The sequence below is a fragment of the Methylogaea oryzae genome (assembly GCF_019669985.1).
Classification (GTDB): Bacteria; Pseudomonadota; Gammaproteobacteria; order Methylococcales; family Methylococcaceae; genus Methylogaea; species Methylogaea oryzae.
Map to the genome: position 1 here is coordinate 1,607,457 of NZ_AP019782.1, position 23,482 is coordinate 1,630,938.

The window sequence follows — 23,482 nt, forward strand, 5'->3', positions numbered from 1 at the left end:
ACGGCGGTCCAAAACCACGGCGCCCGACGTTTGCCGGTATCATGACGCCGGCAAACAACTCCTGATCCCATGGAAAGTCGTCCCCCGAAAACAGCCGCCCGGCCCGCACCTAGAAAGCCCCCGGCTGACCAACCCCAGGCGAAGCGTCCGGCCAAGCCGAGAACCAAGCGCATCAAGCCCGCCCCGCCGCCCCCGGTGCCGCTGCGGCACCGGGCCTTGGCTTTGGGGGTGGAACTGATCGCCCTGTCGGCGGCGGCGCTGGTGGCGATCATCGCCGTGCTGGGGCGTTCCGCAAACGGTTTCGCCGGCACCGATTTCGGCTCCAGCTTGTTGCCGTTCGCCGGCGCGGTGTTCGCACTGGTGGTGGTCGGCGCCGGCCTGTTGTGGCTATGGCTGCGCTTGCGGCGCTGGCTGACGGCGCGTTTCGTCCCCGGCGCGGCCTTGCTCGCCCTTGGCATCGCGCTGGCGGCCGGGTGGTTCGCTTTGCAGGACGAATACGGCCGCGACCTGGGCAATTTCCGCACCCTGGTCGGCGGCATGCAGGAGGCGGAGCGGGTTACGCTGGCCCACCAGGTCTATGCGTCCTACCGTCGTTCCGATTTGTCCCAGGCGCAGCGCTTGTTGGAGCGGGCGCGGCCCTATTTGCCGCCGGTGCAGGAAGCGGCCGGCGCATACGGCATCGATACGGATGTGCTGATGGGGGTGGGGGCGACGGAGTCGTCGTTTTTGCCGCGCGACAGCAAGGACGGCGGCCGCGGTTTGTTCCAGATCACGGCGCCGCCCAAGGCGGCGGTGGAACTGGCCAAGGAGCGTCTGGGAGTGGAGCAGTTGGATTTGAACGACCCGCGCCACAACGCCCACGTCGCCGCCGCCACCCTGCGCCATTATTTCGCCGAAATGCGCGGCGACCTGTTCCTGGGGTTGCTGGCCTATAACATCGGCCCGAAAAACGGTGGTTTGCTGTCCATTATGAAGCAATACGGCGCCCGCGATTTCGCCACCATCCAGCCTTATTTGCAGAACCTTCCCCGCGACTATCCCATTCGGGTGTTGACGGCGGCCCTGGCGGCCCGCCTGTGGCGCACGGAAGGCGCTTTGCCCCGTTACGAGCAGGGAGACAACGCCCTTCGTATTCAAGGCGTCGGCATTCCCGGCTTGTGAGGTGGAGCGTTGCGGCTATTTATCTTGAAAAGACGCCGTTTGAGGAACAGAATTCAGCCCCGGAATGCGTAGGGTCAATTCGGCCGCCGTTGCTTGAGCGTTTTTTCTCTCCGTGTGCGCCGGATTCCCGCGAATAACAATAACGAAACGGAACGCTGCACATGCCTCTAAAAAAATACGCCTATCCCCTTGGTCTGATCCTGGCCGCGAACTTGGCCGGTTGCACCGGCCAGTCGGCGGAAAACGCCGAAATCGACAAGCGCATAGCGATATGCCAAGACGTGATGAAGCTTTACATCAAGGAAGCCAACACCCACGAGCGCGACCGCAAGCGCCTTATCGGCACCTGCCACATGTCGCAGAAGGAGCGGACCACGGAGCAGTGGCAATGCACCCTGGCGGGCATGCAGGGCGGCGGCAAGTACGCCGAAGTGTCGGATAAATGCACCGGCGGCCTGCGTCGATGAGCGGTCGCCGGACTCGGCGGGCCGGCTCATGAGCCATCCGCAACCGAATAATCCGCTGCACGGCGTCACCTTGGAAAAGATGCTCGTCGAGCTGTCGGAAAGCTACGGCTGGGACGGCTTGGCGCAACATATCGATGTGCGCTGTTTCTCCAACGATCCCAGCATCAAATCCTGCTTGCGCTTTTTCCGACAAACGCCGTGGGCGCGCGCCAAGCTGGAATCGCTGTATTTGCACCATTTGCAGGAAGGCGGTAGCGCGCCGGGTCGGCGGGGCTAGCCGATAGAGGCCGGGATAAGGCTCCCGGCCGTTCCCGGCGGTTGCCGAGACGTTGGGAGCGCTATCAGCTGCGCCAGCGCAGCACGGTTTCCTGCACCGGATTGACGAATTCCCGCTGCTCAGCCAGGTGGGCGGCCCATTCCTTCTTCAGGGCGAAATACCACTTGGCCTGGGTGTCGGCGTCTTGCAGCAGCATGAGGCTGGGGTCGTAGGCCAGGCCTTCCTGCTGTTTCCTCACCGCTTCCAAATCCTGGCGCAGGAACACCTTGCCGAACTGGCGCAGGGCCGGTTTCAGCAGACTGACCCAGGGGATGTTCCAGAAGCCCATCTGGATGATCTGCGTGTGCTTTTCGTCCAGGGGTGCCAGGGCGGTGAGGGAGTAGAAGGACTTCTCGCCGATCTTGATGTGCTCCAGCCGCACGCCGGGCAGGCGGAAGGTGATTTCGGTGGTGGTGGGGCCGCCGAAGATTTTGTAGGCCTTGGAGTTTTTCGACGGCTGGTGGCGCACCATCTGGAAGCCGTGGGTCACCGGCGCGAAGTGCTTGGCCTTCTCCAGCATGGATTTTTCCGAGCGCCAGAACCAGCTCTTGTGCACATAGGGGCCGTGGGCCGGGTCCATCAGGCCGATGACGGCGTGGTCGATGTGGCAGGGGAAGATTTCCGTGAAGGTGAGGTTGGGCTGGGCGTCGGGCGCCAGCTCCGCCAGTACGGGCAGGGACGGCGCTTGGGCTGTGTCGAATTCCTTGTCGCCGATGAACACCCAGATGGCGCCGTTGCGCTCCTGCACCGGATAGGTTTTCACCTTGATCTTGGTGCAGTCCAGGTCCTGGTCCGGCAACAGGGAAGGGATTTCCGTGCACACCCCGGCGCAGCTGAATTTCCAGCCGTGGTAGGGGCATTCCACCGTGTCGCCCACCATGCGGCCGTAAGAGAACGGGATGCCGCGGTGCGGGCAGATGTCGCGGATGGCGGCGATTTTGCCCTGGGTGTCGCGCATGAACAGGATGGGCGTGTCGGCGATCTTGTGGCCTTTCATGCCGCCGGTGGGGACCTCGGCGGAGGGCAGGGCCATGTACCAGACGTTTTCGAGGTAGGTGGTGCTCATGGATTTTTCACCTTATGGGTTCCAGTGTTGTGGTATGTCCTAGCTGAGCCGTCGCTCTGCGACAGTTCGATCAGTGGCTCGGATTGGTCGTACAGCGTTTCCGGGGCTATGTCGATTTCACCCGGCCACACCACCGTGCCGTAATCCACCCGAGCTCGGCGAAATTCCCCCAGGCTTTGGATGCGGCTCCAGGGTTTGAGCGAAAGCCATGGCGTCATATCGAAGCGGCGCCATTCGCCGTTTTCGAATTGCAGGCGCAGGGAGAAGTCATTGCAGGCTTCTACGTGTATAACGTCGAGCAACATGGCTTTACTGCAAAGGGGCGATTTTGTAGGGGTCTTCGCCATTGACGGCGAGTTCCCAATCGGCCAGTAACTCGTCTCGATGGATGTCCATCCACACTTGTACCATGCGCAACTGGCGGGCGGGAAATTCACCTTCAAGCACCGCGCCGTCTTCGATTGCCAATGCCACCTTTTGGCCTTGATAGCGGGCGTGGATATGCGGCAGATGGTGTCGGCCCATATCGCGAAAATACATTTGGATCAGGATTCCGTAGAACATGCTGATAGTGGGCATGGTTTTCCGCCTAGGGTGGCTGTGTCGCTAATTGTATCCGGCAAATCTGGTGCTCGTCGTCGACGAACAGCACCACGTCGGCCCGGTCCGGCATTTCGGCCAACATGTGCCGAGTGACGCGCTCGTAGTGCTGGACGAAGCGGCGGATGGCGGCGGCGTCCATGATGCGGCTGGCGGCTTGCGGATTGCCGGCCAGGGAGGCGGCCAGCTTCTCTTCTTGCAGGCTGCGCCAGTCGAACACGCGTTCCATGCTGGGGACTTTCAGCATGACCAGGGCGTCCAGCCGGCCGAACAGCTCGGTGTACGCGCCTTGCAGCTGCTGGTTGACGTAGCGGCGCCAGCGGCCGTCGGCGTCTTCCTCGGCTTCCAGGCGGTTGACGGGCTGGGCCAATTCGATTTCATCCTGGGGTTTGGCGGCCACGCACCAGCCTTCGAAGACGACGACGTCGGCCTTGCCGCGGAAGCGCGGCCATTCGTCCAGCTGCCGGCGGTCGTCGCGGGCCTTGTCGAAAGAAGGAATGGCGACGCTGTCGCCGGCTTCGGCTTGCTTCAAGGCGTCGATAACGCCCAGTCCCAGCTCCACGTCGTGGGTTCCGGGGACGCCGCGCGTCAGCAGCAGGGGGTGGACGGTTTTCGCCAGCTGTTCCCGTTCGGCGCGGGTCTTGTAGATGTCGTCGATGGACAGGCCCGCTACGCGCAGGCCGAAGCCTTGTTCCAGGATCAGCCGCAGGAATTCGCACAGGGTGGACTTGCCGGAGCCTTGGCCGCCGTTGATGCCCAGCACCAGCGGCTCGTCGCCTTTGCGTTGCGCTACCCACGCCGCCAGGGGCAGGTAGACGCGCTGCAGGGCGGGCGTGAGCAAGTCGGCGGCGATATGCAGCGCTTGCAGCTTGTGCTGGAACGCCGGCTGCAGCTTTTTCGCCAGCGCGGCTTGTTCGGCTGCGCCGAGCGGCGCCGGTTCCGGCCAAAGGCTAGGGGCGTGCGGCATGGCGCAGGGTCAGCACACCTTGTCGCGCGGCGTTTGGCCGGCGAAAAAAGCGTCCAGGTTTTCCAGCACGCGCTGCCCCATGGCGATGCGGGTGTCGCTGGTGGCGCTGCCCAGGTGCGGCAGCAGCACGGCGTTTTCCAGCTCCAAGAAGCCGGGATGCAGGTTCGGCTCGCCCTCGTACACGTCCAGGCCGGCGCCCATGATGGTTCCCGCCTTGAGGGCGGCGATCAGCGCCTCGCTGTCCACCACGTTGCCGCGCGCCGTGTTGATCAGATACGCCGTGGGTTTCATCAAGGCCAGACGCTCGGCATTGATGAGGTGGGTGTTCTCCTGGCTGCCGGGGCAGTGCAGGGCGACGAAGTCGGCTTCCCGCAGCACGTCCTCGATGCTGGCGCACTGGCGCGCCTTGACGTAGTCGATCTTGTCCCGGGGCGGCTGCGAGCGGTTGTAGAAAATGATGTCCATGTCGAAGCCGTGGTGGGCTTTGTGGGCCATGGCCTGGGCGATGCGGCCGAAGCCGATCAGGCCCAGCGTCTTGCCGGTGACTTTGCTGCCCAGCATGTGGGTGGGCCGCCAGCCGGTCCACTGGCCGCTGCGCAGATGGCGCTCGCCTTCGCCGCCGCGCCGGGCGATTTCCAGCATCAACAGCATGGCGATGTCGGCGGTGCAGTCGGTGAGTACGTCCGGCGTGTTGGTGACGGTGATGCCGGCGGCCTTGGCGGCGGCGATGTCGATGTGGTTGTAGCCGACGCCGAAATTGCCGAGGATTTTACAGCGGGGGTTGGCCACACCGATGACTTCGGCGTTGACGCTGTCGGTGACGGTGGGCAGCACGGCGTCGTAGTCGCGCATGGCGGCTTGGAGTTCCGCTACCGTCATAGGGTGGTCGTCGCGGTTGAAATGGGCGTCGTAGCGTTGGCTCAGTTCCGCCTCGACGGCGTCGGGCCAGCGGCGGGTGACGAGGATTTTCGGTTTGCTCATGTTTCCTCCGGGTAGGTCACCACGGCACAAGTTTTCTGCAGCCGTTACAAAAACCCCCCGGACGCCGTGAAACGCCGGGGGGTGTTTACCGCAGCTGCGGGGCTATCAGCCGCGCGGCGCCAAGGGCTTGGCGGTTTCGCGCCAGTAGCTGCTGGCGGCGGCGATGCCGCTGCCCGGCGTTACCGGGATGCCCACGTCCAGCATGGCCATTTCCGCGCCGACGATGGCGCTGGACAGGCTCAGCTCGTTCAGGTCGCCCAGGTGGCCGATGCGGAACACCTTGCCGGCCAGTTCCGACAGGCCGGCGCCCAGGGACAGGTTGTAACGGTGGAAGGCGTAGTGCATCACGTCGCGGGCGTCGAAGCCCTGCGGCACGACGATGGCCGACACGGTGTTGGAATACTTCTGCGGGTCGCGGCAGCACAGCTCCAGGCCCCACGCCTTGACGGCGCGGCGGGTGCCTTCCGCCAAGCGGGCATGGCGGGCGTAGACGTTTTCCATGCCTTCTTCCAGCAAGAGGTCCAGCGCCTTGCGCAAGCCGTACAGCAGGGAGATGGCCGGCGTGTAGGGGGTGTAGCCGTCTTTGTTGGCGTTGATGTGGTCGGCGATGTCCAGGAAGCAGCGCGGGCACTTGGCGGTTTCGCGCGCCTTCAGGGCTTTCTGGCTGAAGCACAGCATGGCCAGGCCCGCCGGCAGCATGAAGCCTTTTTGCGAACCGGCCAGGGCCACGTCCACGCCCCAGTCGTCCATGCGGAATTCCAGGCTGGCGACGGAGCTGACGCCGTCGGTGAAGAACAGCGCCGGGTGGCCGGCGGCGTCGATGGCCTTGCGGATGGCGGCCAGGTCGTTGGTGACGCCGGTGGCGGTTTCGTTGTGGCAGATCAGGACGGCCTTGATTTCGTGGCCCGCATCGGCCTTCAGCAGTTCTTCCACGCGGTTCGGGTCGATGCCCTGGCCCCAGGGGATTTCATCGTACTGCACGTTGAAGCCCAGGCGCTTGGCCATGTCGATCCACAAGTGGCTGAACTGGCCGAAGCGGAACGCTAGTACCTTGTCGCCGGGGGACAGGGTGTTGGCCAGGGAGATTTCCCAGCCGGCGGTGCCGGTGGCGGGCAGGATGAAGCACTGGCCTTGTTCGGTGCGGAAGACCTTTTTCAAATCCTGCAGCAGCGGCGTCACCAGCTGGGGAAACACCGGGCTGCGGTGGTCCACCATCTGCGCGTGCATGGCGCTGAGGACGGAATCGGGCACGGTGGTCGGACCGGGAACGAACAAATGATTGCGACCAGGCATTTCGGTTTCCTTGTGGGTTGATGGGGTTGTGAACGGAATCTCGGGTCGTCGGCTGGGGTTGGAAAGCCGGACAGAATCGCGGCCCGAAACGGGCGAGAATGGCTTAAATCATGCCACAGCGCCCGTTTTGCTTCAAGGTTGCCGCCGCTGCGGCGGCCCGGATTCAGCCGGCGAGGAGCTTTCGGGCGAATTCGTCCGCCGGCAGCGGGCGGCTGAATAAATAGCCCTGGAAGGCGTGGCAGCCCTGCTTTTCGAGAAATTCGACCTGCGCGTCGTTTTCCACCCCTTCGGCAATCACGTGCAAGCCCAGGTTGCAACCCATGCCGATGATGGTTTGCACGATCACCTTGTCGCCGGGATCCGTGTCGATGTCGCGGACGAAGGATTGATCGATTTTCAGCTGGTCCAGGGGCAGGCGCTTGAGATAGGACAGGGAGGAATAGCCGGTGCCGAAATCGTCCATGGAGAAGCCGATGCCCAAGCTACGCAGGGCGGACATTTTGCGAATGGCGTCGTCGATGTCGTCCAGGATCACGCTTTCGGTCAATTCCAGCTTCAGCCGTTCGGCGGCGACGCCGCTGCGTTGCAGCAGCTCGCGCACCTGGCTGACGAAGTCCGGATGGCGGAACTGGCGGGCGCTGACGTTGATCGCCAGCACGAAGCGCTCGTTCGGCCAGGCTTGGGACCAGGCGTTGATTTGGGCGCAGGCGGTTTCCAGCACCCACAGGCCGATGGGCACGATCAGGCCGGTTTCCTCCGCCAACGGAATGAAACTGGCGGGCATGACCAAGCCTCGTTGGGGGTGTTGCCAGCGCAGCAGCGCTTCGGCGCCGACGACGCGGCGGGCGCTGTCCACCTGCGGTTGGTAATAAAGCACCAGTTGGCCGTCCGTTAGGGCGCGGCGCAAATCGGTTTCCATGGCGATGCGGGTTTCCAGGGCTGCCTGCATCGCCGGGTCGAAGAAGCGCAAGGTGTTGCGGCCGGCGTCCTTGGCTTCGTACATGGCGGTGTCCGCGTGTTTCAGCAGTTCGTCCACGCTGGCGTCGTCGCCCTTGAACAAGGTGATGCCGATGCTGGAACTGCCGTGATGCTCGTAGCCGTTCAGGGAGTAGGGCCGGCTGAGGGCGTCGAGTATTTTTTCTCCCACCGTGCGGGCCTGGGTCATAGCCTGTTCCGATTCCTCGCCCAGCGACTCCAGCATGACCACGAATTCGTCGCCCCCCAGTCGCGCCACGGTATCGCTTTCGCGCACGCAATCGCGCAGGCGCTGGGCGGTTTCCACCAGCATCAGGTCGCCGACGTCGTGGCCTTGGCTGTCGTTGAGGGTCTTGAAACGATCCAGGTCGATGAACAGGATGGCCCCATGACTGTGGATGCGGTGGCCGACGACGCGTGCCTGCTCGAGGCGATCCAGCAGCAGCCGGCGGTTGGGCAGCGCGGTCAGGGGATCGTAAAACGCCAACTGGAAAATCCGCTTTTCCGCCGCCTTGCGCAACGTGATGTCGGTGAAAGTGCCGACGTAATGGGTGACGGCGCCTTCGGCTTCGGTGACGGCGGTGATGGTGAGCCATTCCGGGTAGACGTCGCCGTTTTTGCGTCGGTTCCAGATTTCGCCCTGCCAATGGCGTTTATGCAGCAGGTCTTCCCAGAGATTGCGGTAGAACGCCGCGTCGTGCTGGCCGGACTTGAGCATGGACGGGGGGCGGCCGATGGCTTCTTCGGCGCTGTAGCCGGTAAGTTCGGTGAAGGCGCGATTGACGCGCAAAATGACCGCGGTGGCGTCGGTGACGACGATGCCCACTTGCGCGTCGAAAGCGGTGGCGGCGATGCGAAGCGCGGCGTTGGCTTCGCTCAGCTCCTGCCGCTGGCGATACAGGCGGAGGAATACCTGGACTTTGGCCCTAAGGATGTGGTCGCTGACCGGCTTGGCGAGGTAATCGGTGGCGCCGGCCACATAACCGCGGATGTTGTCTTCCAGCGCCTTGTAGGCGGCCGATAGGAAAACCACCGGCGTGGCGCGGGTGCGCGGATCGGCGCGCAGTTGTTCGCACACTTCGAAGCCGTTCATTTCCGGCATGCTGACGTCGAGCAGGATCAGCGCGTAATCGGTTTCCAGCGACAGGGACAGGGCGTCGAAGCCGTTGGCGGCCTCGTGGATTTCGGCGTCGATGTTTTTCAGTACCGTGCGCACCGCCAGGCGGTTGTTGGCGTTGTCGTCGACCACCAGGATCTTGGGGCTGCTGATCATGCCTGCTCCAGCGCTGCGCGCAACAAAGAGGCGATTTCCTCGATATTGGCGACGTAATCCACGTCCACCGCTTCCACCACCGCCGCCGGCAGGGTGTGGATGTCCGTTTGCAAGGGGTCCAATACGATGGTCAGCCCGCCCAGCTCCTTGACCGCCGCCATGCCCTGCACGCCGTCGGAATTGGCGCCGCTCAAGGCCACGGCGATGAGGTCTTTCTCGAACGCCTCGGCGGCGCTTTGGAACAAAACATCGATGCTGGGGCGCACGGATTTCACCGGCGGGTCCACGGACAGGGCCAGGCGGCCGGACTTTTCCACCAGCAGGTGGTAATCGGGCGGCGCGACATACACCATTCCCGGTTCCAGCGGCGATTTATCCTCCGCCATGACCACCCGCAACGCGGTGGAGGACGCCAATACCTCCACCAAATCGCAGTCCTCGCCCGCCGGCAAATGGGCTACCACGGCGATCGGCATGGGGTAGGAGGCGGGGAGGGCGGCGAATATGTGCTGGGCCAGGGGGATGCCGCCGGCGGAGAAACCGATGGTCAGCAGCCTATACATGGTTTTCTCCGAACGCTTTCCGGTATACGCGGCAGTGCTCGTCCAGAGTCAATATGCCGGTCGAACCGATCGGGCTTTCCGCCCGGCCCAGCATCAAATAACCGCCCCTTTGCAGGCTGCGCGAAAATACGCCGAGCACCCGTTCTTGCAACTTCTCGTCGAAATAAATCAGCACGTTGCGGCAAACGATGAACTGAACCTCCAGGAAGTCGTCGTCGGTGACCAGATTGTGTTGGAGAAATTCGATGGACGTTTTGAATTCCTCGCGGATGGCGATTTCGTCGCCGTTGTGTTCGAAATAGTCGTCAAAATTGCCGCTGCCGCCGGCTTTTTCGTAGTTGTGACGCCATTGTTCGAGATTGCGTTGCGGCCATCGGCCTTCACGGGCTTCCGCCAGCAGGTCGGGATTGATGTCGGTGGCGACCAGGCGGGTTTTTTTCGTCAATCCCGCCTCGTGCAACAGGATGGCGAGGGTGTAGGTTTCCTCGCCTCGGCCGCAGCCCGCTTGCCACAGGTTGATGTGGGGAAAACTGTCCAGGCGAGGCAGCACTTCCGCGCGGATGCAGCGCCATACCTGGGGGTCGCGGAAAAACTCCGAGGCCGCCACGACGATGCGGTTGACCACGGTTTGCGCCACCCGTTCGTCGTAAAGCAGGGGCGGCAGCAGCTGCGAGAGGTGCTCCACTTCATAGTACTCGCCTAGCAGTTTGAGGCGCCGCTTCAGCGAGGCGCGGGCGTAGCCGGTGAAGTCGTAGCCGTAGCGATCCTTCAGCGCCGTCAACAGCAGCCCCACTTCCACGTCCTCGACGCGGTGATTGCGCCAGCCGCTTAAAACCATTTGGACAACACCGCGAGGAGATGGCTGGTATCCACCGGCTTAGCCACGTAATCGTTGGCGCCGGCGGCGAGGCAGAGCTCCACGTCGCCGGGCATGGCCTTGGCGGTGATGGCGATGACGGGCAAGTCCCGGTGGCCCAGTTCGCGGATACGGCGGATCAGTGCGTAACCGTCCATGCCGGGCATCATGATGTCCGACAGCACCGCATCGAAATTTTGTTGGGCCAAGGCTTCCAAGGCTTTGGGGCCGTCCGACGCCACTTCCACGGTATAGCCTTTCCCGCGCAGCGCTTTGGCCAAGGCGAACAGGTTGCGCACGTCGTCGTCCACCAGCAACAGGCGTCGGCCCAGTCGGGGAGGTGCGGCGGGTTGCGCCGGCTCGGCGGCGCGGCCGCCGCTGTTCAGGGCGAGCAGCACTTCCTCGCGCAGGCGTTCGTTGGTCTTGCCCTTGGTGACCACCGCGTCGGCGTGTTCTCTCAGTTGGTACAACTCCTCGGAACTGAGCTCCCGAGCCGAATAGACCACGACCGGCGGCAGGGTTAAGGCTTCGCCGGCAGCTCGTCGCAGCCAGTCGAAGCCGGTGGTGTCCGGCAGCATGAGATCGAGAATGACCGCGGCGATTCCGCCTTGCCGCAACTGCTGCAGGGCCGCGTCGCCGGTTTTGGCCGGCACCAATTCCAACGGGTCGTCGCGGAACAGGGTGCGCAGGGCCAGCACGTCGGCGTCGCTGTCTTCCACCAGCAAAACCCGGCGGTGGATTTTGGCGCTTTGCTCGACCATGGCATGGAGGGCTACGGCGATGGCGTCCCGCGTTACCGGTTTTTTCAGGAATCCGAGGGCGCCCAGGGTCTTGGCTTCGCCGGTGTCGACGGCGCCCGACATGATATAGACCGGGATATTCTCGGTGGCGGGCGCGTCTTTCAGCTGGCGCAGCACTTCCATGCCCTGTATGCCGGGCAGGCCCAGGTCCAGCAGTATGCCGATGGGGCGTTCGCGTTCCAGGTGCGCCAAGGCTTGCTCGCCGCTGCTCGCGCTGATGACGGCGAACCCCAGGGTGTCGATGAGGCGTTCCAGTATCGTCACCAGGCGCGCATCGTCTTCCACCACCAGAATGGGGGCGCCCGGGCGCTCGGCGGGCGGCCGTCCCGACGTCGGTGCAGTGGCCGGCGCGGCGGGGACCGGCGCCGGCGCGGCGGCGTTGAAGGGCAGTTTCACCGTGAAGGTGCTGCCGCGCCCCGGCGTGCTGGATACGGTGATTTCGCCGCCCATCAGCGCCGCCAGCCGGCGGCTGATGGTCAGTCCCAGGCCGGAGCCGCCGTATTTGCGGGCGGTGCTGCCGTCCATTTGCTGGAACGCGCCGAAGATCAAATCCAGTTTGTCCGGCGGAATGCCGATGCCGGTGTCCTGTATTTCAAAGCGTAGCGCGTCGCCGTCGGGCAAGGCGGTCAATTTGACCGAACCGGCTTCGGTGAATTTCACGGCATTGGACAGCAGATTGGTCAGCACCTGGATTAGCCGTTGCTGGTCGCCGCGAATATTGCCCGGCAGGGAAGGGGCCGCGTCGATTTCGAAAGCGATGGCCTTTTTCTCCGCCAGGGGCGTGAACACGCGGCGCAGATAGGCGAACACGTCCGCCAGGAGGAAGTCCTCCGATTGCACTTCCAAACGGCCGGCCTCGATTTTGGACAGGTCGAGGATGTCGTTGATTAGCGTCAGCAACTGGTTGCCGCTTTCGTGGATGACCGAGGCCGATTCCACCTGTTCGGTGCTCAAGTTGCCCGCGGCGTTTTCCGCCAGGTCCTTGGCCAGGATCAGCACGCTGTTGAGGGGGGTGCGCAGTTCGTGGGACATATTGGCCAGGAATTCGGATTTGTAGCGATTGGCCCGCTCCAGTTCCGCCGCTTTGCCTTCCGCCTCTTGGCGGGCCTGTTCCAGCTGTTGCCCCTGCAGTTCCAGCGCTTGGTTCTTGTGCGCCATTTCCTCCTGCTGGGCGCGCAACTCTTCTTGATTGGCTCGGAGTTCCTCGTTTTGCGCCTTGAGCTCCTCCGATTGGCTGCGCAACTCTTCGGCCAGGGATTTCAGTTCCTCGCTGCTTTGCCGCAAGGCTTCCTGTTGGCGCTTTTGCTCGGTGACGTCGCGGGCGGCGGCGAACACGCCGGCCACTTTGCCTTCGCGGTCGTTGTAAACGCAGGCGTTGTAGAGCACGTCGGTGATTTTGCCCGAGGCGTGGCGGATCGCCAGCGGATAGTCGGCCACCGATCCCTGGGAAAACACCTGGCGGTAGCCGGCCCGCGCTTGCTCCGGTTCGGTGAAGTAGTCGCAGAAATCGCTGCCGATCAGCTGCTCCCGCGCCACGCCGGTGACGGCTTCGGTGGCGTGGTTGACGTCCATGATCTTGCCGTCGACGCTGATGGTCACCAAGGGGTCCAGGCTGGCCTCGATGAGGCTGCGGGTATAACGCGAGGCTTCTTCCATGGCGATGGCTTGGCGTTTTTGTTCGGTGACGTCGCGGGCGGCGGCGAATACGCCGGCCACTTTGCCTTCGCGGTCGTTGTAAACGCAGGCGTTGTAGAGCACGTCGGTGATTTTGCCCGAGGCGTGGCGGATCGCCAGCGGGTAGTCGGCCACCGATCCCTGGGAAAACACCTGGCGGTAGCCGGCCCGCGCTTGCTCCGGCTCGGTGAAGTAATCGCTGAAATCGCTGCCGATCAGCTGGTCTCGCGCCACGCCGGTGACGGCCTCGGTGGCGCGGTTGACGTCCATGATCTTGCCGTCGACGCTGATGGTCACCAAGGGGTCCAGGCTGGCCTCGATGAGGCTGCGGGTATAACGCGAGGCTTCTTCCATGGCGATGGCCTGGCGTTTTTGTTCGGTGACGTCGCGGGCGGCGGCGAACACGCCGGCCACTTTGCCGTCGCGGCCGTTATAAACGCAGGCGTTGTAGAGCACGTCGGTGATTTTGCCCGAGGCGTGGCGGATCGCCAGCGGGTAGTCGGCCACGGATCCTTGGGAAAATACCTGGCGATAGCCGGCTCGCGCTTGCTCCGGTTCGGTGAAATAGTCGCAGAAATCGCTGCCGATCAACTGGTCCCGCGCTACGCCGGTGACGGATTCGGTGGCGCGGTTGACGTCCATGATCTTGCCGTCGGCGCTGATGGTCACCAAAGGATCCAGGCTGGCTTCCAGCAAGCTGCGGGAATAAAGCGACGCCTCTTCGATTTGGCTGCTGCGTTCCTCCAAGGCCGCCGCCTGGCGGCGGGTTTCCTCTAGCAGCAGCCGGTTGTGTTCCGCCCCTTGCAGGTTGGCCAAGTGCAGTCCCAGGCCGGCGCAGGCGGCCGCCAAGAGCTCGTGCTGGCGCGGCGCGAGCGGTTCCAGCGCGGCCAGCTCCAATACCGCCAGGGGCTGGTCTTTGTGCAGCACCGGATACAACACCAGTTCCCGTGCCGGGAATTCCGCCAGGCCGGCGCTGACGATCGCGGCCCCCGCGGGCACCGGCGACAGCACCACCGGCTGCTTGTCGCGGGCGCACTGGCCGATCAAGCCGGATCCGGCTTCGAAACGGTCGTCGGTCTGGCTGCGCCGGATCAGGCCGTGCGCTCCGGCGCGGACGCACGCCCCGTTTGCGTCCACCAGATACATGGCCGCCACCGGCAATCCCAGCCGTTCGCAGAGATAGCCCAGGATGGCGTCCGGGGCGGCTTGCAGGGACGACTGCGTGGAGACCACCGTCGCCAAACCGGCGACGTGCTCGTTGATCCAGTGGTTATGTTCGATTTGCAGCGCCATTAAGCGGAGGTTCTCCGCGGCTTTAGCCATGGCGCCGATTTCGTCGCGGCGCTCCTGGCCGGGTACGCTGGTGGCGTCGCCTTTTTCCAGCCTTACCAGGGCCGACTGGATAGCCAGCAAAGGCCGCGATATGGCGCGCGCGCCCAATGTTCCGGCAACCGCGGCCGCCAGGCCGATGCCGCCGCCCGTCCACAACAAGGCCCACATGAGGGATTCGAGGCCGGCTAAAGCTTCGGCCTGGTCGATTTTGGCGATGACCCCCCATTGCGCTTTGTCGCCCAATTCTCCGCCGAACGGGACGATGGGCTTGAACGCCACATAGGCAGGGACCCCCCGATAATCCGGGGCGGCGATGACGCCTTCCTGCCCGGCCAAAACCCGCTTGACCGCCTCGGTATGCAGCTGCCGTTGCAAAACCGAACTTTCCTTGTGGAAGCGGGAATCGGTCAACATCCAACCGTCCTTGCCGACCACGAACGTTTCGCCGCTGGCGCCCATGCCGGTTTGTTCCAGCATCAACTGGTTAATGGGTCGGCCGGGCAGTTGGGTTGCGACCACGCCGAGAAAGGCCCGCGTAGCCGGATGGAAGACCGGCAAGGCGAGAAAACCGGCCGGCTGGTTGCCGTTGGGCGGGTAATGGCTGAAGTCGGCGAAACTGGCAACGCCGGGCACGGCGTCGTGCAGCAGCGGCGTCACCGCGCGCGCCAAGCCGCTGTCTTTCCAAGGGCCGGTCAACAGGTTGGTGGCGAAGTCGCCGTTCTTCAATACCGAATAGACGACATTGCCTTTGGCGTCGATCAGCAGGATGTCGTCCCAGTTGAACAGCTTGTAGCGGTTGAGGTAATGGGGGTGAAAACGGGTATGGGCTTGCCCGTAAGCGTCGCGGCCGTCGGGAACCGCCGCGCGTTCGACGGCTTTGCTGCGGTCGCGGTCGGCGATGACGTAAGATTGCTGCAATTGGTACTGAGCCGTGTCTCCCAAGTGGGCGTAGGCCTGGGAGAACTCGGTCAACGACTCCGCGGTGGTCGGCGACAGCGACAGGATGCCCAGCTTCGCCCGGAAATCCCCCAAATACCGCGTCAGGGCGTTATAACGAGCCGCCTGCATGGCGAGGAGCTTCTCTTTCGCTCCATCCTCCAGCGCAACGCGAGCCAGATTGAACGAAACCGCCAAAACGATCGCGACAGCGATGACCGCTGTCGATACCGTCAGCAGCAACAAGCGGCTATGCAGCTTCATCCCGCGAACCCCGGTTGCACTCGTGAAGAGGAAAAAGACGAGGTGGAACGATACCCGATAGCCGGGGCCGATGCCAGGATGGAGAGGGGCACGACGCCTTTCCGTTGTGCCCCCCAACAGCCGCTGGGCCATGATTCGGCGCCCGCCGGAGTGAGGCGACGGCGGAAGCGGTTTCCAGCCGCTCGTTGGCGTAGTAATATACTGGGCCAACCATCGTGCTGGCGTAGCTCAGTTGGTAGAGCAGCTGATTTGTAATCAGCCGGTCGCGGGTTCGAATCCCATCGCCAGCTCCAACCAAATAAATCGAAGGGCTGCAGAGATGCAGCCCTTTGTTGTTTCTTGACTTCTTCACGGCCCCATCTTTTCAGGTGGCGCCTCTGAACCGCCCCGGGTTTTGTGGAGGCTCCAACTCTTGAGAAGATGGAGCCATGAAGAAGAAGCCATTGAAGTTCTCCCCCGAAGTACGCGAACGCGCTGTTCGCATGGTCAACGAATGCCGTGGCGATCATCCGTCGCAATGGGCTGCCATTGAGTCCATTGCGGCCAAGATCGGTTGTATCGCTCAGACGTTGTTAAGCTGGGTTCGCCAGCATGAACGGGATGCTGGGCAGCGCGACGGCCTCACCACAGCGGACATGCAGCGGATCAAGGAGCTGGAACGCGAGGTCAAAGAGTTGCGCCGTGCCAATGAGATTCTGAAGCTGGCCAGCGCGTTTTTCGCCCAGGCGGAGCTCGACCGCCGGCTCAAGTCCTGAGGGATTTCGTCGGCGCTCATCGGGAGACCTTCGGGGGCGAGCCGATTTGCCAGGTGTTGCAGATCGCCCCGTCTGGCTACCGGCGCCACGCGGCACGACAGCGCAACCCCGAGCTGCGCTGTAAGCGCGCCCGGCGTGACGATGCCCTGATCCCGCACATCGAACGTGTCTGGCAAGCTAACCTGCAAGTCTACGGCGCCCACAAGGTCTGGCGGCAGTTGCATCGGGAAGGGGTTGCTGTTGCCCGCTGCACGGTCGAGCGGCTCATGCGCCGTTTGGGTCTGCGTGGCGTGGTACGTGGCAAGGTGGTGCGGACCACAGTCAGCGATGCGAAGGCGCCTTGTCCCCGGGATCGGGTCAATCGGCAGTTCAAGGCCGATCGTCCAAATCAGCTGTGGGTGAGCGACTTCCCTACGTTTCGATCTGGCAGGGCTGGCTGTATGTGGCTTTCGTCATCGACGTGTTTGCCCGGCGCATCGTCGGCTGGCGCGTCAGCCGCTCCATGCACACGGACTTCGTGCGTGCCCTGGAGCAAGCACTGTATGCCCGCCAGCCCGAACGGGACGGTTCCCTGGTCCACCATTCGGACCGGGGCTCGCAGTATGTGAGCATTCGTTACAGCGAGCGCTTGGCCGAAGCCGGCATCGAACCGTCGGTGGGCAGCCGTGGCGACAGTTACGACAACGCACTGGCCGAGACCATCAACGGTTTGTACAAAGCCGAGTTGATCCATCGCCGGGCACCGTGGAAGACCAAGGAAACCGTGGAACTGGCCACCCTCGAATGGGTGGCCTGGTTCAACCACCGCCGCCTGCTCGAACCCATCGGCTATATCCCGCCGGCAGAAGCTGAGGCAAACTACTTCGGCAACTTGCCAATCAGGCCACCACACCGGCCTGACTTAAACCAAACAGCCTCCACGATTCCCGGGGGGGCGGTTCAGTACAGTGCAAACGAAGCGCCATGCGGTGTTGAGCACATGTTTCGAAGGGTATTTTGTTGCCGGGTTAATAATCAGGCAACTTAATAGCGCAAATTGATTTGTCCATAGACACTACGTTGAATTTGCGCCAACGGGGTGGTTAACGCAGAGTCGGAAAATTCAGGATGGCGCCCGTCCAACAGATTACGTCCTACCACCGCAAGCTCTATGTTCTTGCTGGCTTGCCAACTAAAACGTAAATCCATCGTCACATAGCTGCCTATATTGCGGCCCGGCACCTCGTCCACATATCGCAAGATGGCATCGGCGCTCAGATCTTTCGCTAAATTGTGGGAGGACCACAGGCTAAATTGATGGTGGGGCGAGCTGTTCTCTGTAACCTGTTGGTTTAGATTATTGCCACTGAGCTGGATCTGCAAATAAGTATAATTGGCTTGTAGGCGCCATGCGTCGGTAACTTTCCATTGCCCCATCACTTCCGCGCCGTAAGTATTGCCACGCATATTGTTTTCCCAGGTGACGGGCAGCCCGTAGAAAGGCGTTAAATTGGCGTCGGTATATCGGGAGCCAAACCCGATACCGTACAAACGCTGATACTCGTTGTAGAAAGTGGCAATATCCAGTGAAGTTTTATCTGTGGGCTGAATACGGTAACCCAACTCGTAGGCGATCAGCGCTTCCGACTTGAGGGATGGATTACCCTGCGCTATCAAGAAGACGTCAGACGATACTTGGCCCATATATGTGGACCGCATATCGTGGTACGCACGACTTGGAACCCGCACCGCGCGGGAAATCGACGCCCAAACGGTTTGATCACTGCTCGGGGTAAAAACCAAACGGCCGTTGGGCTGTACCTCAAAGCCAGTGTAATCATTGTGCTCCACCCGTGTGCCGAAAATCACCTTCCAACGATCAGGAGCCAGAGTGATTTCATCCTGTAAGAACAGGCTAATCCACTGCAAGTCCCGTGTCGGTTTTCGCATGGAGTAATAATAACCGGCATCGGTTACGGTGCGCTCGTGGATATAGCGGTAACCCAACCCCCAAGTCCAAGCGTGGGTATCATCCCATTTAAGTCGATGTTGCCAATCGGCATCGTAAGTATCTACGCGGGTATCCGCCAGATCGTTGATGGCGCTGAAACGGGTGGCATCCTCGGTATGATCGAAATATAATTTCAATGTCATATCCGAGGCATCTGTAAACCGGTGATCCCAACGCCCTTGCACATTGCCGCCGCTATACCTTTCCGGAATTCCGCTATAAAACTTGTAGGGTGCCAAGGGTGCGAAGAGGTATTGTAAACTGTTGGCGTTACCTTGATAGACATCGCCTTGTAAGGTCAGGGAGTCTTGCTGTGTGGGATCGCCCTCCAGTTTGAAGCCACCTTGGGTGTTTTCCCAGGCATCATTGGCGTTTTTCCCGTTACCGGACAAAGCAAATGTATCCCGGCTGAAATATTTGACGTAGCCCTTGTAATAGGTATGTTCGCCAAGCTGGCCGCCATAACGTACCGCGCTAAAACCGTTTTCCTCGGTTCCGACGCCAGCGGTCGCGTAAACACCTTGGCTATCTTTGGCCTTTTTAGTGATGATGTTGATGACGCCGTTGACGGCATTGGAACCCCACATGGCGGCGCCAGGGCCACGGATGACCTCGATGCGCTCCACGTCCTCCAGCAAGGTATCCTTGGTGCGCCACAGCGTGCCGGAAAATGCCGGGTGATAGAGGGTGCGCCCATCCATCAATACCAGCATTTTGTTGGCGGTTCGATCGTTGAAACCGCGGGAGCTGATGGCCCAAACATTGGAATTAATTTGCGCCACGTCCAAACCAGGCACCAAACGCAGAGCATCGGGAATGGAAGTGGCACCGGAGCGCTTGATGTCTTCCCCGCTCAACACGAACACCGCAGCGGCGGTGCGCGACACTTTTTCCTCGTGGCGCGATGCGGAAAACACGGTGGCTTCGGCCTGCAACCAACTCAACTCTTCTTGTAGAACGCGTTCGGTAATGTCGTAGGTAGTGTCCTCCGCCAACGCTTGCAGCGGCAGCAAGGCGCTACTGCAGACCAAACCGCACAAGGTTTTTTTCATTTTTATTGCACCTATTACCGGCATTGATTCGCCCCCCGAGCATCCGCGTTCAATCCGCTATGCGGGTCGCGTCCTACCACCCGGTTTTTACCGCTTTCTTTTGCGATATAAAGGGACTCATCAGCCCACTTCATTAATTGTTCGCAGCAAATTTCCTGGGACGGTGTGGCCGTCGCCAAGCCGAAACTGGCGGTCAACATCTTCTTTGCCAAACTGGAAGAGGCATGCGGCAACTGGAGTTGTTCGATATTGCTACGCATGGTTTCGGCCATGGCCACGGCCGAAGCGAAGTCTGCACCGGGCAACACGGCGACAAATTCCTCACCGCCATAACGGGCGACGAATTCGGTGGCCCGACGCAGCGATCCGGCCAAGGTGCCCGCCACCGTTCTCAAGCAGTCGTCGCCGGCAGCGTGGCCGTAGTGGTCGTTATAGTTCTTGAAATCGTCGGTGTCTATCAGAATGACCGACAACGGCGAAGCGTTGCGGGTGGCGCGACGCCACTCATTCTCCAGCACTTCATCGAAATGGCGCCGATTGGGAATGTTCGTCAAACCATCGACGAAGGCCATACTGGCCAACAAATCGCTTTGCTGCTTCAGTTTAAAATGGGTGCGCACACGGGCTTTAACCACCGGCATGCGGAACGGCTTGACGATATAATCCACGGCGCCTAATTCCAAACCGAGGGACTCGGTGAAATCGTCATCACGGCCGGTAATGAAAATCACCGGGATATTTTGCGTTGACGCTTCTGCTTTAAGCAGGCGACACACCTCGAAACCGTCCATATCTCCGGGCATCTCGATATCGAGCAAGATGAGGTCGGGTGCGTCGTTGCCAGCAGCGATACGCACCACTTCATCGCCATGGGTAGCAACAGCAATTTCGTAATCTTCCCGCAAGGCTTCGCCGAGAATCTTCAGGTTGCCCGGCTGATCGTCTGCGATGAGCAGCTTTGGCTTGCTCTGCAGCACGGCACACGGCGTGGTTCCCGGAGCCAAGGTTGAATCCATGTCGTGCAATAGGTGCTGCGCCGCCGCAAAATCGAACGCCTCTAGCGCCGCGCCTACCCGCTCCAGCACCTGCAGTACATCGGGAGCTGCGTCATGATTCTCTAGCAACTGACGATAGGCCGCATCCGCATCCAGGCGATTGGCCGCCACTCTGGTATACAATCCCCGCAATTGCTCGTTGAACTTTGTCGGATCGGACGGCGGCTTTTCACCCACCAGAGCCGTGATGCCCGACATAGCCTCCAACTGGCCGACGGAGGCGATCACCTGCTGCAATGCCTCTCCCCACCGGGTACAGGCGCCTTCCACATCGTTATTATGGTGGATAGCCACAATCAAATTGCCGGCACAGGCCTGCAATTCCGCCGCGCCGAGATTGCCGGCCAGCCCCTTGATGGCATGGGATAGATTGGTTGCCGCTGCCGTGTCTGCATCTTGCAGCATGCGCCGTATCTGATCGTATGAGCCTTGGAAGTCGTGTACAAAGCGTCGCAGCAATTGTCGGTACAGAGCACAGTTGCCGCCGACGTTGCGCAAACCTTTGCGAAGGTCCAATCCGGGCAGGCTATCCGGCAAAAGCGGATGGATGACGCTCGGCACATCTCCGTTGCAAATCGCCGCCCCTTTAGGTTTTACCCACTGCACTAGCATGCTGAACAGTTTGTTCAGATCGATGGGTTTGCCGACGTGACCGTTCATTCCCACGTCGATGCACTTGTCTTTTTCATGGGCCATGACATGGGCGCTCATGGCGATGATGGGCAGTTCGTCATAACGCTTTTCCTTACGGATGAGCCGAGCTGCTTCGTAACCATCCATCGCCGGCATCTGCAAATCCATCAATACTGCATCGAACGGCTGCTGCCTGACCATATTGACCGCTTCGGCCCCGTTGTTTGCGATCACCACAATAAAGCCTTCCCGCTGCAACAGCTCAGCCGCCACCAACTGATTCATCGGTTGGTCTTCCACCAGCAACAAACGGGCGCCACGGATGTCCGCCAGTAAGTCTTGGCTTTGCGGCTTGGTCCGCTGCGCCGTTGCCGACGCAAGCGGCGAGCCGAGTTTTTCGACAATCAGGTCATAGAGCTGGGACGAAGTCACCGGTTTGGTCAAGATGCCATCGATGGCGACATCCTGCGCTTCCCGTAACACATCGTCCCGGGAATAAGCTGTCACCATGATGATGGCGGGCGCACGGGGAATTCTGGCGTCGCTTTTGATTTTACGCGCCGTGGCAACACCGCTTAAACCCGGCATGCGCCAGTCGATCAAAGCCAGTTCGACGGGGCGCTCCTGAGGCTGTTGTTCCAAAAGCGTCAACGCTTCCATGCCGGACTTGGCGATCAGCACCTCCAGGGAGAACGATTGCAAATAATCCTGCAGGATTTCTCGTGACGTGGTGCTATCGTCCACCACCAGCACTCTTGCGCCTTGCAATGTCTGCGGAACCAGGTCGAACGACTGCTGCTGGCTTTGCACACCGAATTGCGCCGTGAAAGTAAAACAGCTTCCGACACCCGGTGTGCTGTTGACGCTAATGTCGCCACCCATCATGGTGACCAGTCGTTTACATATCGCCAGCCCTAGCCCCGTACCGCCATAACGTCGGGTGATGGAACTATCGGCCTGGGTGAATGGGCGAAACAGTTTTTCAATTTGCTCCTGGCTCAAACCGATGCCGGTGTCCTGTATCGAAAACTCCAGCTTGACCTTCTTGCCCAAGGATGTTTCGTTTTGAAAAGACCGCACCATACTGATGCTGACTACAATGTCGCCCCTTTCGGTGAATTTCACCGCATTGTTGGTGAGATTGAGCAGTACTTGGTTGAGGCGTAACGGATCGCCTACTAACGGCAATGGAACGTCGTTGGCGATGGAAAAATGCAGCTCAAGCCCTTTTTGTTCGGCGGATGTGCTCACAAAGGAAGACAGGTTGTCCAACAGGTCGATCAAACTGAAATCGACGTATTCCAACTCCAACCGATCGGCTTCGATTTTGGAAAAGTCCAAAATGTCGTTGATGATGCCCAGAAGAGTATGCGAGGCGGACTGCACGCGGGTCAGGTAACTGTGCTGCTTTTCCGTGAGCGTGGTGTGTAATGCCAACTGGGTAAAGCCGATAATGGCATTCATGGGGGTGCGAATTTCGTGGCTCATGATGGAGAGAAATTCGGACTTGCTGTTGTTGGCGGTAATGGCCTGATCGCGTGCTTCGGCCAGTTCTGCTGTGCGTTTGCGAACCTTTTCCTCCAGCGTGCGGCTATAGTCGGATAGCTGTTCGTAGGAAGACTGTAACTCCTTGGACATGGATACGAAGGCATCGGTCAAGATACCGATTTCGTCGTCACCCTCGCCCTTGATGCGGTTGCTGGCGGCGAAATTGCCCTGGGCCAATTCATTGGTCAGGCGGGTCAAGCGGTGTATGGGTTTGGAGAGACGATTGGACACCGCCAGGATGATGAATGTGCCGAGCAGCGATACGCCCAGAGCCATGACCAGCGATTCCACCACGCTGGCATTGATTTGTTCGGCTATTTCACGGCGGGAGCGGACGATTTCCTTGTTGAGCGTCTCCATGCTGAAGCCGAGCCGTAGTACCCCCCACTTTTGTGCTCCCGAGTGAAGCGGCAAAATGAATTCCAGCGCCTGTTGGCCATCGACATTGCGTTCTACTACCGTTTTTGCCGGTTGATCCGAGGCGTAGATGTCTTCGTGGGAGGACAGCGTTTCCAATAGCAGATTCGGTAGCAGTGTATGAACCAGCGCCACGCGGGCGTTGTTCTGCAAGATGGCGTAATACAACTTTTCGTCGGTGGCCGCTCGGCGCAGGGTATCGTCAAGCTGGGACAGGTTGTAGGTGGCAATGTCGTTTTCCGCCTGCTGCACCAGTTGGTCCGTCAAAATCGAAGCCTGGTTAGCCAGGTTTTCTTTCATCAAAACGATGCGCTTGTCCAGTTCTGCAACCAGCAAGCTGTTTTGCGAGGTGATTTGCGCGTAGGTGGATACCAATACCAGCACGGCCAGCAGGCTGAGCATGGTTGCCAGCAGCTTGGTGCGTATACTCCGCTTGTAACGGTGTGGTGTATTCAAAACGCACTCTCCCCGCCGGGTTATGTAGGGGTAACTTTAGCAGCGGTTGCTG

The 23,482-nt window shown here is 61.1% G+C and carries 15 protein-coding genes, 1 tRNA gene, 1 pseudogene and 1 other annotated feature; of the genes and pseudogenes, 5 read left to right on the forward strand and 12 right to left on the reverse strand.

The features are described 5' to 3' along the window. Positions 1-69: 69 nt before the first annotated feature. The 3 genes from K5607_RS07495 to K5607_RS07505 all read left to right on the forward strand — a co-directional run bounded on the left by K5607_RS07495 (position 70) and on the right by K5607_RS07505 (position 1,905). Positions 70-1,161 (forward strand): transglycosylase SLT domain-containing protein, encoded by a 1,092-nt coding sequence (locus tag K5607_RS07495; RefSeq protein ID WP_221048685.1) that lies wholly within the window; start codon positions 70-72, stop codon positions 1,159-1,161. Positions 1,162-1,322: 161 nt separating this feature from the next. Then, positions 1,323-1,628: a hypothetical protein gene (locus K5607_RS07500; RefSeq protein WP_054773273.1), complete on the forward strand. Its 306-nt coding sequence runs from the start codon at positions 1,323-1,325 to the stop codon at positions 1,626-1,628. Between the two features lie 28 nt (positions 1,629-1,656). Continuing rightward, positions 1,657-1,905: a VF530 family protein gene (locus K5607_RS07505; RefSeq protein ID WP_054773272.1), complete on the forward strand. Its 249-nt coding sequence runs from the start codon at positions 1,657-1,659 to the stop codon at positions 1,903-1,905. A gap of 64 nt (positions 1,906-1,969) precedes the next feature. Here K5607_RS07505 and K5607_RS07510 read toward each other — a convergent pair whose 3' ends face one another. The 10 genes from K5607_RS07510 to K5607_RS07555 all read right to left on the reverse strand — a co-directional run bounded on the left by K5607_RS07510 (position 1,970) and on the right by K5607_RS07555 (position 15,524). Next, positions 1,970-3,010 (reverse strand): aromatic ring-hydroxylating oxygenase subunit alpha, encoded by a 1,041-nt coding sequence (locus tag K5607_RS07510; RefSeq protein ID WP_221048686.1) that lies wholly within the window; start codon positions 3,008-3,010, stop codon positions 1,970-1,972. Further along, positions 3,007-3,315, reverse strand: a complete 309-nt coding sequence (locus tag K5607_RS07515) for a DUF2442 domain-containing protein (RefSeq protein ID WP_082411452.1) — start codon at positions 3,313-3,315, stop codon at positions 3,007-3,009. The genes K5607_RS07510 and K5607_RS07515 overlap by 4 nt, the downstream gene beginning before the upstream one ends. Before the next feature lie 4 nt (positions 3,316-3,319). Beyond that, positions 3,320-3,589, reverse strand: a complete 270-nt coding sequence (locus K5607_RS07520) for a DUF4160 domain-containing protein (protein WP_054773271.1) — start codon at positions 3,587-3,589, stop codon at positions 3,320-3,322. A gap of 10 nt (positions 3,590-3,599) precedes the next feature. Beyond that, positions 3,600-4,577 (reverse strand): hypothetical protein, encoded by a 978-nt coding sequence (locus tag K5607_RS07525; RefSeq protein ID WP_246598982.1) that lies wholly within the window; start codon positions 4,575-4,577, stop codon positions 3,600-3,602. Positions 4,578-4,586: 9 nt separating this feature from the next. Next, positions 4,587-5,558 carry a 2-hydroxyacid dehydrogenase gene (locus K5607_RS07530; RefSeq protein WP_221048687.1) on the reverse strand — a complete coding sequence of 324 codons (972 nt, stop codon included), beginning with the start codon at positions 5,556-5,558 and terminating at the stop codon, positions 4,587-4,589. A gap of 105 nt (positions 5,559-5,663) precedes the next feature. Next, positions 5,664-6,851, reverse strand: coding sequence for an aminotransferase class V-fold PLP-dependent enzyme (locus tag K5607_RS07535; protein WP_221048688.1), 1,188 nt, complete (start codon positions 6,849-6,851; stop codon positions 5,664-5,666). A gap of 163 nt (positions 6,852-7,014) precedes the next feature. Continuing rightward, positions 7,015-9,099, reverse strand: a complete 2,085-nt coding sequence (locus K5607_RS07540; RefSeq protein ID WP_246598983.1) for a putative bifunctional diguanylate cyclase/phosphodiesterase — start codon at positions 9,097-9,099, stop codon at positions 7,015-7,017. Further along, a complete protein-coding gene (locus tag K5607_RS07545) occupies positions 9,096-9,662 on the reverse strand; it encodes a chemotaxis protein CheB (RefSeq protein WP_054773270.1) in 567 nt (188 codons plus the stop codon). The genes K5607_RS07540 and K5607_RS07545 overlap by 4 nt, the downstream gene beginning before the upstream one ends. After that, the gene (locus K5607_RS07550) at positions 9,655-10,500 is read right to left on the reverse strand and encodes a CheR family methyltransferase (RefSeq protein WP_054773269.1); all 846 of its coding nucleotides are present in this window, start codon (positions 10,498-10,500) and stop codon (positions 9,655-9,657) included. Before K5607_RS07550 ends, K5607_RS07545 begins: the two co-directional genes overlap by 8 nt. Further along, positions 10,491-15,524 carry a response regulator gene (locus tag K5607_RS07555; RefSeq protein WP_221048689.1) on the reverse strand — a complete coding sequence of 1,678 codons (5,034 nt, stop codon included), beginning with the start codon at positions 15,522-15,524 and terminating at the stop codon, positions 10,491-10,493. Before K5607_RS07555 ends, K5607_RS07550 begins: the two co-directional genes overlap by 10 nt. 217 nt (positions 15,525-15,741) lie before the next feature. Here K5607_RS07555 and K5607_RS07560 point away from each other — a divergent pair. After that, positions 15,742-15,817: transfer RNA gene (locus tag K5607_RS07560), tRNA-Thr, on the forward strand. Positions 15,818-15,952: 135 nt separating this feature from the next. Further along, positions 15,953-17,153, forward strand: a pseudogene (locus K5607_RS07565) (IS3 family transposase); the annotation flags it as partial. Next, positions 16,234-16,350 (forward strand) — a sequence feature (AL1L pseudoknot). It overlaps the preceding pseudogene by 117 nt. Before the next feature lie 149 nt (positions 17,154-17,302). Here K5607_RS07565 and K5607_RS07570 read toward each other — a convergent pair. Together K5607_RS07570 and K5607_RS07575 are read right to left on the reverse strand one after the other, a co-directional pair. Then, complete coding sequence (locus tag K5607_RS07570) at positions 17,303-19,321, reverse strand: TonB-dependent receptor plug domain-containing protein (protein WP_054772461.1); 2,019 nt, start codon at positions 19,319-19,321, stop codon at positions 17,303-17,305. 14 nt (positions 19,322-19,335) lie between these two features. Continuing rightward, positions 19,336-23,376 (reverse strand): response regulator, encoded by a 4,041-nt coding sequence (locus K5607_RS07575; protein WP_221048690.1) that lies wholly within the window; start codon positions 23,374-23,376, stop codon positions 19,336-19,338. Positions 23,377-23,482 lie beyond the last annotated feature (106 nt).